The organism is Undibacterium sp. Ji83W (assembly GCF_049340385.1).
Lineage (GTDB): Bacteria > Pseudomonadota > Gammaproteobacteria > Burkholderiales > Burkholderiaceae_D > Undibacterium.
This window is the reverse complement of the sequence record NZ_JBMPOZ010000017.1, coordinates 128,671-141,437: the sequence shown is the minus strand read 5'-3', so window position 1 is coordinate 141,437 and position 12,767 is coordinate 128,671. Positions and strand designations below refer to the sequence as shown.

General features: G+C 50.8%; 13 protein-coding genes. 10 read left to right on the top strand and 3 right to left on the bottom strand.

The features are described 5' to 3' along the window. The 6 genes from ACO0LD_RS23385 to ACO0LD_RS23360 form a co-directional block, all read left to right on the top strand. The coding region (locus tag ACO0LD_RS23385; RefSeq protein ID WP_423010578.1) for an ATP-binding cassette domain-containing protein at window positions 1-782 on the top strand (782 nt) is incomplete at its 5' end. A gap of 106 nt (window positions 783-888) precedes the next feature. After that, window positions 889-1,290, top strand: a complete 402-nt coding sequence (locus tag ACO0LD_RS23380; RefSeq protein WP_423010577.1) for a hypothetical protein — start codon at window positions 889-891, stop codon at window positions 1,288-1,290. A gap of 177 nt (window positions 1,291-1,467) precedes the next feature. Further along, window positions 1,468-2,715 (top strand): putative Na+/H+ antiporter, encoded by a 1,248-nt coding sequence (locus ACO0LD_RS23375; protein ID WP_423010576.1) that lies wholly within the window; start codon window positions 1,468-1,470, stop codon window positions 2,713-2,715. A 403-nt stretch (window positions 2,716-3,118) separates the two neighbouring features. Continuing rightward, window positions 3,119-4,306 (top strand): gamma-glutamyl-gamma-aminobutyrate hydrolase family protein, encoded by a 1,188-nt coding sequence (locus ACO0LD_RS23370; RefSeq protein ID WP_423010575.1) that lies wholly within the window; start codon window positions 3,119-3,121, stop codon window positions 4,304-4,306. 36 nt (window positions 4,307-4,342) lie between these two features. Continuing rightward, window positions 4,343-5,539, top strand: coding sequence for a cation:proton antiporter (locus ACO0LD_RS23365; protein WP_423010574.1), 1,197 nt, complete (start codon window positions 4,343-4,345; stop codon window positions 5,537-5,539). A 1-nt stretch (window position 5,540) separates the two neighbouring features. Then, entirely contained in the window at window positions 5,541-6,686 is a 1,146-nt protein-coding gene (locus tag ACO0LD_RS23360) for a YbdK family carboxylate-amine ligase (protein WP_423010573.1), read from the top strand. Window positions 6,687-6,717: 31 nt separating this feature from the next. On the opposite strand, the gene ACO0LD_RS23355 is transcribed toward ACO0LD_RS23360, so the two are convergent. Both ACO0LD_RS23355 and ACO0LD_RS23350 read right to left on the bottom strand, forming a co-directional pair. Further along, window positions 6,718-7,059: a tetratricopeptide repeat protein gene (locus ACO0LD_RS23355; protein ID WP_423010572.1), complete on the bottom strand. Its 342-nt coding sequence runs from the start codon at window positions 7,057-7,059 to the stop codon at window positions 6,718-6,720. A 700-nt stretch (window positions 7,060-7,759) separates the two neighbouring features. Further along, the gene (locus ACO0LD_RS23350) at window positions 7,760-8,446 is read right to left on the bottom strand and encodes a tetratricopeptide repeat protein (RefSeq protein ID WP_423010571.1); all 687 of its coding nucleotides are present in this window, start codon (window positions 8,444-8,446) and stop codon (window positions 7,760-7,762) included. 301 nt (window positions 8,447-8,747) lie between these two features. Between ACO0LD_RS23350 and ACO0LD_RS23345 the strand changes: the two genes are divergently transcribed. From ACO0LD_RS23345 to ACO0LD_RS23330, 4 genes are all read left to right on the top strand, one after another. Beyond that, window positions 8,748-9,122: a hypothetical protein gene (locus ACO0LD_RS23345; protein ID WP_423010570.1), complete on the top strand. Its 375-nt coding sequence runs from the start codon at window positions 8,748-8,750 to the stop codon at window positions 9,120-9,122. Next, window positions 9,115-9,675, top strand: a complete 561-nt coding sequence (locus ACO0LD_RS23340; protein ID WP_423010569.1) for an HD domain-containing protein — start codon at window positions 9,115-9,117, stop codon at window positions 9,673-9,675. Before ACO0LD_RS23345 ends, ACO0LD_RS23340 begins: the two co-directional genes overlap by 8 nt. A gap of 260 nt (window positions 9,676-9,935) precedes the next feature. Then, entirely contained in the window at window positions 9,936-10,475 is a 540-nt protein-coding gene (locus tag ACO0LD_RS23335) for a cysteine hydrolase family protein (RefSeq protein WP_423010568.1), read from the top strand. A gap of 206 nt (window positions 10,476-10,681) precedes the next feature. Next, window positions 10,682-11,164, top strand: coding sequence for a hypothetical protein (locus ACO0LD_RS23330; protein WP_423010567.1), 483 nt, complete (start codon window positions 10,682-10,684; stop codon window positions 11,162-11,164). Window positions 11,165-11,246: 82 nt separating this feature from the next. Here the strand turns inward: ACO0LD_RS23330 and creD are convergent, their stop codons facing one another. Further along, complete coding sequence (gene creD, locus ACO0LD_RS23325; RefSeq protein WP_423010566.1) at window positions 11,247-12,683, bottom strand: cell envelope integrity protein CreD; 1,437 nt, start codon at window positions 12,681-12,683, stop codon at window positions 11,247-11,249. Window positions 12,684-12,767: the final 84 nt, after the last annotated feature.

Here is a 12,767-nt window from a genome sequence, read left to right as displayed (position 1 = left end):
TGCATAGCGAAAGGCTGGCAGATATCGTGCTGGAAGAGGCTGAGGCAGAAACTGCCATCGAAACTGATATCTCGCGCATTAAAGCTGTCATTACTCTCAAGAATATCAAGTTCCGCTATGCCGAGGGGGAACCCTGGGTACTCAAGGACATCAACCTGACCATACCCGCAGGCCAAAGCATTGCCCTGGTTGGCCCTAGCGGTTGTGGCAAAACGACTTTGTGCAAAATCATTCTGGGCTTATTGAAACCAACAGAAGGTGAAGTGCTGATCGATGATATTCCCATCACCCAGCTGGGCGTCAAGACTTACCGCCAGCTGGTGGGCACGGTCATGCAGGAAGATGTCTTGCTGGCTGGTTCCATCATGGACAACATCGCCTTCTTCGACAGTCATTGTGATCAACAGAGGGTAGAAGAATGTGCGAAGCTGGCAGCCATTCACGAAGAAATCAGCAAGATGCCCATGGGTTATCAAACCCTGGTGGGTGATATGGGCAGCAGCCTGTCGGGCGGACAAAAGCAGCGTGTGTTATTGGCCAGGGCCTTGTACAAACAACCCAAGGTATTGGCACTCGATGAAGCGACCAGTCATCTGGATGTGAGCAATGAACACAAGGTCAATCAGGCGCTGGGCAATTTGCAACTGACGCGCATCATGGTGGCACACAGGCCGGAGACCATCAATGCGGCTGAGCGGGTGGTGTCGCTGGCGGAAGGGGCTGTTGTTGAGGTGAGGGCGGCAGTTGTGAAAGAAGATGTGGCGGGTTTGAAGCTGGCTTGAACAGTCAATTTTTTATAGACATCTGGCGGAAACAATTGGTGTTCCAGATATGCTTGTTGTCTGTAATAACAAGTTTGGCTGATTGAATACTGTAAGGAACAAGCAAATGACTACAGAAAAAAAGAGCATTTTTGAAACCAGCAAAATGGCTGTGTATGTTGCGCTCTTGGCCAACGTCTCAGTGTTTTTATTTTTTATGATGCATGGTATCCGCGATGGTGCACCGATGTGGAGCTTTTGGGTTCCGCTCGCGGCCTTTATCATGCTTGAAGCCTATGTTGTTTTTGAAGAGTACAAAAAATCAAACGCAGTGGCGATGAGGCTTAACGTCAGGGCGCAGTGGACAGGCATCGTATTCTTTTTCCTGGCGCTGTTCTTGATCATGACCAGGAACTGGGCTGAATATAAACTGGGTATGTCTGATGCATTTATCTTGTGTGCTCTGGTCGGCTGTATCAAGGATAGTATTCTGCAGGCCATGGCAATGCGCAGATTTGCCGGGATGTGAAGGCGCTGTAGATCGCTGTACACCTCGGTATTGGTGAGTTGCAAAATGTAGCGATCTTGAACCTTGCCCAATGCAAAATGGCAAGGTTTTTATCGGTCTTTGTTACTCCGGTTTAGCTCGTAAGCACGCTCACGCTCGTGTAAGATATGTATCCGTATTTATGCAGGAATGAACGTGATGAGCTTAATGGAAACCCTGGGCGCAGTGATCTTTGGCCTGGCCCTGTTACACACTTTCAGCGCCAAGTTTTTTGAAGTGCTGGCGCACCGGCATGCCAGGCATGCGGGCCTGTTTCATCTCCTGGGTGAAGTGGAAGTCGTATTTGGCTTCTGGGCTTTTGTGCTCATCGTCGTCATGGCGCTGGTGTCAGGCGGTGATGCAGCAATAGCTTACGCCGAGTCGCGTCAATATACCGAGCCCCTGTTCGTCTTTGTCGTCATGGTGGTGGCCGCATCGCGCCCGGTGCTGGAGATTGTAGGCCGTGTGCTCAAAGTGCTGGCGCGTTTCACGCCTGTGCCTGATGCAATGGCGATGGTCTGGTTTGGCCTGGCGGTAGTGCCCTTGCTGGGCTCGTTGATTACTGAGCCGGCAGCCATGACACTGGCTGCCTTGATGCTGGCACCAAGAATTTTCCGCCAAGGCATGCCAGAGTGGCTGAAGTACGCTGCGCTCGGTGTGCTGTTTGTGAACGTGTCTATCGGCGGTACTCTTACTTCTTACGCTGCGCCACCTGTGCTGATGGTCACTACTGCCTGGCAATGGGACAGTGCTTTCATGCTGGCGACTTTTGGTTTGAAAGCTGCAGTTGCTGTGTTGTTCAACGCCACCGTCATCACACTGCTTTTGCGTAAGCATATCACTGCAGAAAATACGGAAGCAATCGCAGCAGCTACGCCTGTGCCGCTGATCGTCAGCCTGATCCATCTGGCCTTTCTGGCAGGCGTAGTTTTGTTCGCGCATCATCCTGTATTTTTCCTGGGACTGTTCCTGTTCTTCATGGGTTATACCCAGGCGTATGAACGCTATCAAGGCCCCTTGATTTTAAAAGAAGGCTTGCTGGTCGGTTTTTTTCTCGCTGGTCTGGTGGTGCTGGGGGGCATGCAGCAATGGTGGTTGCAACCCATCGTAGCCAGCCTGAAACCGCATACCCTGTTTTTTGCCGCCCTGGGCCTGACCGCCATTACCGATAATGCAGCACTGACTTATCTGGGTTCGCTGATTGCCGGTCTGAGCGAACAAGCCAAATATCTGCTGGTTGCGGGTGCTGTTGCCGGTGGCGGCCTCACCGTCATCGCCAATGCCCCAAATCCTGCGGGCGTGGCTTTATTGAAGCGTGGTTTTAATGATGAATCGATTGGCGCGCTGGGTTTGCTGTTGGGCGCTTTGCCACCGACGGTGGTTGCGGCATTGATGTTCTTGTTGTGATACCAGAGCATGATTGCACGACGCTTTTGAGTCGTTTAGCCATGTCAGATCCAGATAAAAAGCAGCATGCTACCTGCTGCTGTCCTTACATTTCAAAACAACAGATTTGAACTATACTGAAAAAACCAGACTTGCATGTCAAGTCTGGTAAATGAGCCCCAAGTAGGCGTTATCTGACAGACCCAGGCTCGCCAGCAGTATAGTATGTCTTAAAGGTATGCGCGTAGACCATAGCGACGCGCATTTTGCGCGATTTGTGCAGGCCGATAATAGTAAATTCAGGGAAGTTTCCATATCTGTCTCTGATATGACATTGTGTTCTGTTTCATGTGATTTGCTATCGGCATGAGGATGCAAATAAACACAAACTTGGTTTTCAGCTTATCAGCGATGGATAGATACCATGCCGGATGAAAAAAATGATCAAGCACCCCAAGACGCCCAAAAAACAGAGCTAGTGCGGCCTCCTGTACCAACAAGCTTGCCTGTCTATATTGCGCCGGATACGCTACCGGATGCACCATTGACTGCACAGACAAGCACGCAGCCCGTCCCACAGCCCGCTCCACAGCCGACCCCACGGCCTTTTACGCAAGCCATCACGCAAGCCATCACGCAAGCCATCACGCCGCCAGCTACACCGCAATCTGCCATTGCAGTGACTCAAACAGAAACTATTGCCCAATCTGCGGCCAAGGATCAAGCCGAAAGACAAGCGTCTTACCTGGCCGATGAATCACCCTGGCGCACGATGCTACGCGTCATTACCGCGCGTTTGCGGGCAACCTCGATGCGTACTGCTAAAGGCATCACCCAGCGCACACTGAAGATAGGTGTGTCTGCCCGCATATTTCATCCACAAACTGGTGCCAAAGGCTTGTCCAGCAAGACCTTGCAATATCTGGAAGAATCAATCGCGCAATGGGTCATGGCGCGTGATGTGATGGTGTTCATGATCCCCTCAGTCAATACCAATGGCTTGATACGGCCCAGCAATATACGCTTGCGCGATTACGCCAGGCATCTGGATGGCCTGGTTCTGCAAGGTGGTGCTGACGTTGCGCCTGAGAGTTATTCACAGCAATCCACCCGCCCTGAATGGAATGGTGACCGCACCCGCGATATGTATGAGCTGGAGCTGTTACATGAATTCATCGAAGCCGATAAACCGCTGCTGGGCATCTGCCGTGGTTGCCAGTTATTGAATGTGGCTTTTGGTGGCAGCCTGTATCAGGATATCGTCACTGAAGTACCCGGTGCCATCGCCCACGTGAATGATCTGTATGACCAGCATGGCCATGAATTGCAATTCACGCCGCAATCTTCACTGGCACAATTGTTCCCGCCAGGTGTGCTTGCCAAAGTTAATTCCATCCACCATCAATCCATCAAGAACCTGGGCAGGGATATCAAGGTAGAGGCAATTTCACCCGTAGATAATATCGTCGAAGCAATACGCTACCAAAAAGCCAAATTCGTGGTAGGCCTGCAATGGCATCCTGAATTTCATTTGACAGGGCAGAGCGATCTGCTTGATTGCACGCCCATACTGGACAGCTTTTTGCGGGCTGCCAGAGAAACCCGATTCTAAATCTAAAAGAACAGCCTGGTCCGGCAGGGAGACAGCATGACTGAATTTTCCATCAATATCAGCCAGATGGCCTGGCCCTGCGTACTTGCGCTGGCATGGCTGCTGGGTGATGTTCTCAATCGTGTCTTGCACCTGCCGCGTATCAGTGTGTATGCACTGACCGGGTTTGTGCTGGTGAACCTGTTCCCTGATTATCTGTCGCCGCTGGACAACCATAGTCTGGTGCTGCTGGCGAATATTGCCTTTGGCTTGATGTTGTTTGAGTTTGCTTACCGCATCAATTTGCGCTGGCTAAGTCTTAACCCATGGGTTACCGTGACGGGTCTGCTGGAAGCGGGTGCCACCTTTGCTGCCGTGTATTGTGTGGCCTTATGGTATGGCAGTACGCAGTTGATGTCGCTGTTGCTGGCAGCACTGGCGATGTCATCTTCACCTGCTGCCGTATTACGTGTGATTAATGAGCAGCGTAGCTCCGGCCAGGTCAGCGAGCGCATCCTGCACTTGACGGCCATCAATTCTGTGCTGGCAGTATTTGTATTCAAACTTATCCTGGTGTATGGAGTCATGCAAGGCCCTGGTGATATCCTGGAAGCCTCTGCCCAAAGCCTGCATGTCATGCTGGTGGCTTGCGCTTCTGTATTGGCAGGTACCATTTTTGGCATCTTGCTGCCTACGGTATTGCGCTGGCGTGGCCGGCAGGCACAAGATGCAACGCTGGGTTTTGCTTTTGCTGTCATCGTGCTGGTGGCTCTCACCCATGCCAGCGGTTTGTCACCGATATTGGCGACCCTGAGTTTTGGCCTGATTGCCAGGCACAGGCGCATCAGCCTTGGCCGCACGCAAAGAAACTTTGGTGTTCTTGGTGAATTGCTGGCGGTAGTGCTATTTGTCTTTGCAGCATCCACGCTGGCCTGGACGCAGGTACTGGCAGGTGCCATGCTGGGTAGCCTGCTGCTTGTCATGCGCCTGGGCAGCAAGATCATCATCACTACGCTGCTGGCACCAGTCAGTGGCATATCCATGCGCAAGGGCATGCTCAGTGGCCTGGGCCTGGCACCAGTATCCGTCTTCCTGATTTTGAATCTTGAGCAGCCTGCCAAGCTGGGCATGGCCATGGGCAATGAGTGGTTTGCCCTGGTTGCCATGACATTGATACTGGAAATTGCCGGCCCCATCCTGACCCATCTGGCCTTGTTTGCCGCCAAAGAAACCCCGGAAGAAATGGAGCAATAACATGCCACTCGGAGACTTCACGCAGTCTAATGCCCTCTCCATGGGCGTAGAGCTGGAACTGCAACTCGTCAACCTGTCTGACTTTGATCTCACCGCTGCCAGCCCCGACCTTTTGCACCTGCTGGCGAAGCGGCCTTTCCCCGGTAATGTGACACCGGAAATTACCCAGAGCATGATAGAAATCTGCACCGACGTACAAACCAGGTATACCGGTGTATTGGGGCAACTGACCGAGATCCGCGACACTCTCGTGCGGGCTGCCGATATCCTCAATATCGGCATATGCGGTGGTGGTACCCACCCTTTCCAGAAATGGACGGACCGCAAGATATTTTCCAAGCCACGCTTTGTCGAAGTTTCTGCCCTGTATGGTTACCTGGCCAAACAGTTCACCATCTTTGGCCAGCATGTACACATAGGTTGCACATCCGGTGACGACGCCATGTTCCTGCTGCATGCACTGAACCGCTATGTCCCGCACTTTATCGCCCTGTCTGCTTCCTCACCTTATGTCCAGGGTGGTGACACCTTGTTCAATTCTGCCCGCTTGAATTCTGTGTATGCCTTCCCCCTGTCAGGACGCGCCCCCTTCGTGTTGAACTGGGATGAGTTTTCTCACGACTATTTCAGCAAAATGGAAAAAACCGGCGTCGTCAAAAGCATGAAAGATTTTTACTGGGACATCCGCCCCAAGCCAGAATACGGCACCATAGAATTGCGCGTCTGCGATACGCCATTGAATGTAGAAAGAGCCGCAGCCCTGGCCGCCTACCTGCAAGTCCTGTGTGCCTATCTGCTGGAAAGGCGCGAGCCACCACCGGCAGAAGATGATTACCTCGTGTATAACTACAACCGTTTCCAGGCTTGCCGTTTCGGCTTTGATGGTGTCACCGTGCACCCCAAGACCTATGAGAGCACCGTCTTGCGTGAAGACATACTGGCCACCCTGAACAAGCTCAAACCCCATGCAGAAAGCCTCGATGCGGTGGCCGCACTGACGCATTTAAGCGAAGTGGCACGCACCGGCAACGATGCCCAGTACCTGCGCCAGCAATACCAGGAAAGCGGCAGCCCCGAAGGCATGGTGCATTCTGCCATCCACATGTTCCGCGACCGTCGACGTCGCACCAGGTGGGTGGCGATGTGAAAGGATGGAGTGGCTTATCGGCTGCTAAAAGCTAACATAAGAATATGTCCATTTTTCTGGCGGTGCGGGCATATGACCATGAAGTTTCTTCGTCCTTTTCTATACCTGCCGAACCAAAACGATATAGCATGGCCAGATTGGCTGCGGCAACACCGTCTCCTGCTTCCAGTGCTTTGCTCAGGTAATGGAGTGCCATGCTGCCATCCGGTTCGACACCCGTGCCAGTTTGGTAGAGTGCTCCCAAACCTGTTATTGCTGCAGGTATGCCATCCCTGGCAAGAGACTGCAAGATGTCCATCGCTGACGCATAATTTTTCCTGATGATTGCATATCCGGCTTCACGCAAATCGGCCTGGCATGGATGATCTGTCATGCAGGAAAAAACAGCTCTTTCATGTAGATGCAGCCAGTTCAGTTCGCCTGATAAGGCGTGATAACAATATACAGGCGCGTTTGTCATTGCCGAGATGAATGGTGGAAACATGCACACAATAGGACTGTTCCAGCAAGACTCGTGGGTGATGCCGGTAAGGCTTTTCTTTTCATCAATCAGTACGTAATTACTATGGCCACACCGTAAACACTTTGGTGGCGAAGTGCGGGCCATACGCCATTGATAATGTGCCAGAAAACTTTGGTCGTCCAGATTAAGTAATCTGTCAGAGATGCCATTTTTTTTCTCTGGCATCTTGCGTACAGCGGCAGCCTTCATGTAATGATTTATCTCAGGGATACGCTCGACTAAAGTTGTTGTGTCACATTGCAGACACCAGCAGGGTGAAGTCAGTAACGTGATCGCGCTGCCATCAAAAAAATGCGGCAGACCTGTGACTTCACACTGGGGATTGTTGATTTGGGCAAATGCCTGATGATTCGTGTTACTGCTGATGTACCGGTGATAGCGATATGAGTCTTCAAAGAAAAAAACTGTACTACACCCGGTACACTTCAAATTGCTGCCACAATAGTCTTCCATCTGTGCTTCCTCAGATTTGTCCGTGCATTTAAAGATACGTTTTCATGATTAAGTCCGAGCTAGAAAAAGCCGTGAAGTGACAAAAGGTAAATAATCTCTAGCGGATATAGATCCCCATCTCCCTTGCCGTTTTCATATAAGATCTGGTCTTTTCTTCATCCGCTTTAATGCCAGCCATGCCTGCCCAATACAGTCGGCTCAAGTTCATCGCCGCCAGACCATCTCCAACCTTGAGTGCCTTGCTGAGATAGTGGATAGCCAGCTCGCCATCTGCCTCAACACCAATACCAAACAGGTAAAGAGTACCCAGAGCAGTCATGGCAGGGATTCTGTTTTCTTTTGCGAGTGTCTCAAGAATATCAAAGGCCTCTTTTTCCTTATAGCGTACGATAGCGTATGCTGCTTTACGCAAATCAATTTTGCACGGGTCATCAGTCATACAGGAAATGACTGCTCTTTCATGTATGTGCAGCCAATTGAGCTCGCCTGTCAAAGCGTGATAGCAGTTTATCTGTGATCGATACTCTGCAGAACAAATATGCGGAGGTATGCATTCAATGGGGCTGTTCCAGCAGTATTCATGTGTGATGCCTGTATCGCGTTTTTGTTCATCAATCAGTATGTAGGCGCTGTTACCGCAACGGATGCACTTTGGCGGTGCTGTACGTGTCATTCGCCATTGATAGTGCTCAAGGAAATTTTCATCTTCAAGATAAAGCAGGTAGTCACTTGCAGCGTTATGTCTCTCTTGCTCTGGTAATCTGCGCAAGGCAGCAGCTTTCATGTATTGGCCTATGTCCGGTATGCGTTCAATTAAAGTTGGTCTATTGCAGTGCAGGCACCAACAAGGTGAGGCGAGCATCACCATTGTGTTTGGATCGCAATAGTGGGGCAGACCTGTGATCTCACATCTAGGATAGTTTGCCTGTGAAAATGCTTGTTGATTGGTCGTGTTGCGAGTGTATGTGTGAGAGCAATTGAAATCTTGAAAGCCAACCGTGTAAAAACACCCGCTACACTTGAGATAGCTGCCACTATAGTCTTCCATTGATGGAATCTCCTTCGCGTTGATTCTATTTCCTGGCATGTCTGGAAAGGTCGGCCATTCTAATGAGCGGATGCTTGCTTGCCTAGCCCAGGGCCTGATTAAATTTGCAGCAAGCAGCATGTTTGCCACAATGCGGGATTTTTATACTGGATTTTGTCATCCTGTAAATTTTCAGCATCAAGATCGTAGTAAAATACGTTTGGCAGCACGGAACAGAACCGGGCTGATTTATACCTCCTTAGCCCGTTCCGTGGCTTATATGTTGAGCTTGATGCCAGGTATGGCGTTCTTGTTCTTGACTGGCTCTTCTTCCAATTTTGACAAATCAGCAGTTCAATCAGGTAGCGTGAAGCCAGTTGGCGTTGAAAACTGGTATAAGGCGTTGACCTGTGAAAGGAATGCAAATGAATAACTGGACCCCCGATATCTACGAAAAAGCCTGGTCGTTTTCATCGCGCCAGCATAGCGGGCAAACCTACGGTGGCAAGGTAGAAGGTGAGAAGGTGGAATACATCAACCACATCGCCAGCGTTGCCATGGAAGTGATCTGGGCATTGCAATCGAATACCACTGCTGATGGCGCGCTGGCGGTGCAATGTGCCTTATTGCATGACACCATAGAAGATACCAGTGCCAGCTACGAATTATTGAAGCAGGAATTTGGCCAGGCCGTGGCCGATGGTGTGCAGGCACTCTCCAAGAATACCAGCCTGCCGACCAAGGCAGAGCAGATGCGTGACAGCCTCGACCGCATCCGCCAACAACCGGCAGAAATCTGGATGGTCAAGATGGCTGACCGTATCACCAATCTATATCACCCGCCGCATTACTGGGGCAACGAGAAAATTCTCTCTTATCGCGATGAAGCACAACTCATCCATGATGAATTGCTGACAGCCGATTTTGGCCTGGCGCAGCGTTTGCAGGCGAAGATCAATGCTTATCCGCAGTTCCTGAAGAAATGAGATTTACCTGAGGCTTGACTATCTCATATTGAGAAACTACACTCTTTGCATGACATTTCAACTGACCACCACGACAGTCTTTACCGTCACCACGACTACCAATGGTAGTGGCGGGGTAGGCTAGCGCCTGGCTTGATAGAGTCATCACGGGTAATTAAAAATTTACCTGATATAGCAAACCCCGCCAGCAATGAGCGGGGTTTTTTCTTGCCTGTTCGCTGGCAATTTATCCATGCAGAAATGCAAAAGGAATCTGGAAAATGGAACAACAATCGTATGCAAGCCCGGCCCTGTTGGTCATTGATGTGCAGGTAGGCCTGTTGCAGAGTGGGACCATCCATGCTGCAGAGCAGGTGCTGGCCAATATCAATACCCTGCTGGCCAAAGCTCATGCTGCCGGTGTGCCGGTATTTGCCGTGCGCCACACTGGCCAGCAAGGTTCACCGATAGAAGCTGGCAGCGCCAACTGGCAATTCATGCCTGGGCTGAAGATAGATATGGAAAGGGATACCGTATTTGAAAAAACCAGGCCCAGCTGTTTTGAGGGCACGGATTTATTGCAGCAATTGCGCACAAAAGGCATACAGGAGCTTATCATCGCTGGCCTGAAAACCCAGTACTGTATCGATACCAATTGCCGCGCTGCCAGCGAACTGGGCTTCAAAGTCATTCTGGTGGAAGACGCGCATAGCTGCAATGACACAGCCTTGCTGCCCGCCAGCACCATCATTGCGCATCACAATATGACCTTGAATGGTCTGTTTGCTAGTTTGCTCAAGACTGAGGAGCTGCTTTTTTAATCCTGGACTCCAGAGCAAAAGCCGGTAGTCTTATTTTGAGAGGCTACCGGCCCCGGCTCGTTAAGCAGCGGGCCGGGCGTCTCATGGTGATAAAAATTGCAAAAATTTCAATCGCGACTAGAATAAGGATGGCTTGACGGGTTTATCCCGCAGCCAAGTGAATTGCCATGGCATCGCATTTTCAAATCCTGAACACGGGGGCAAGAATGAAATTACTGCGTTTTTATATCGAAGTGGGCGGTGAAGAATTTGATGCCGACAGGTTTGCCCTGGCAGCGGATGACAAAGGGCTGGACGGTGCCGTATCCCGCATCAGCAATAACAGGAAGACGCTCAAACGCTGGGGCGAAGATGCGCAGGTGACGATCAGTCTGGCAGGCGCAGAACAGCCAGCAAGTTCTGGCCCTCATGGCGGCCCCAGGCAATGGTGCACGGGCCTGGTGGAAAATGCAGCCGATGCAGAGACAGAGGCAAATTTGCCAACATGGCTGGCAGAAGAAGCCCAGTTGCTGGGCTTTATTGAACAGATCAAATACAAATTACCTGCTGTGACCGATTTTTGCGATGGTGAATATTTCATCTTGCTCAGGTTGATCTATGCCACCTCAGGTGCGGGCCTGCATTATTCCGAAACCCTGATGCGCAGCCTGACAAAGATCAATGCCGGGCTAACGATAGACCATGCATGAAAAACCAGAACCTTGCACATGCTGCCTGCAAACGTGCGGCGGGCAAGGTTCTGGCTGTTACGCATTTACCTGATTTTGCTCATCATGCGTGATCGTAGGCAGCATCCGTGGCAGGCTTGCCCAGCTTATACCAGTCCACTTTGCGGGTGGCAATCATGATGCCTGAGAGGACAGCGAACAACAGCAAACTACCCATCATCATGGCATTGTTTTCTGAACTTAATAAACCAAACAAAATGCCGTACAACACCGTCAGCGCGCAGCCAAATCCAAAACCACGCTTCCGGTCGCGCAGCACATTCGCCAGATAGATGCCGATCAGTAAAATACAGGCGGCACTGGCAATCAGGTAAGCAAGTACGAAGCTGATTTTTTCTGACAGGCTGACCAGCAGTAAAAAGAAAATCACCAACGCCAGACCAACCAGAGTGTATTGCACCGGGTGGATAGGTAACTGCTTCAAGACCTCAAACAAAAAGAAGGCAGCAAAGGTCAGGGCGACAAACATCAAACCATATTTGACGGCACGGTCAGCCTGCGAATAGATGTTGACGGGTTCGATGTAAGAAACACTGAAGATATCGATAGGCGAGGCAGATGAAGCGGCAGATGATGCCAGACCCCCATCTTCACCCTGGCTGGCTCCACTTGCCACTTTGACTGCGTTCCCGGCATTTTCAAGTCGCGTCATTTGTTGCTGCGCATTGCTGGACAGGGAAGAGATATTCCAGTTCGCACTGGCACTCTTGTCAGTATTAACCCTGCCTTTTGTTGATGGCAGGAAGCGGCCACCGTATTGCACATGCGGCCAGTTCGATGCCAGCGTTACCTGGTTATTTTTTGCCAGTGGCGCAAAGCTGAGTTTTTCTATGCCATCAAGATCCAGGTCTATCTTGAATTTGACTTGCCTTGCACTGGCGAGATTAACGCTATCCAGCCCTGCATGGATACCGCGCTGGAAAGAACTGAGTTTGCTGCCTTGCTTGAATTCTATGGTTTGTTCATTCCATGTGAGTTTAGGGAAATTTTGCAGGCCGCGGGTATCACTCAGGCCCATGGCAATATAAGGTGTTTCTGCCAGAGTGATGATGGCCTTGGCATTGTCCTTCTGCACCATGTTCGATAGCTCAGGCAGCATGAAGTCCCCCGTTATTTTATGGTGCCCGGTATACACCAGCACTTTATGGATACCGCGATAACGCTGGTCAGTATCGATATTGCCCATGATCTGCATCTCATTGGGGTAGATGTAATGCTTTTTATTGGCAGACAACTGGCGGCGCGTGGACTTGTTAGTGGTGTCAACAAATTCCTCTTCCCAGGTCTCAGTGTAGGGAACAACCAGCACCGGCCCGACGATGACCTGTTCACTGACAGAATCCGCCGTGATACTGCGCACCGCTTCATCACGGTAACGCATGCGTTCCCAGATGGTGGCTTGTATCATCGTCAGTGGCACATACAGCAGGATAGCCAGCAGGCCAACGATAACGATTTTGAATAACAGACTTCTTTGCATGACAGGCTCCGGTAATGGTGTAGCTTGTAATGTAAAAAAGTAATGTGTGGGGATGATGCGGTTTGTGTGAAGTGGGGGGATTTT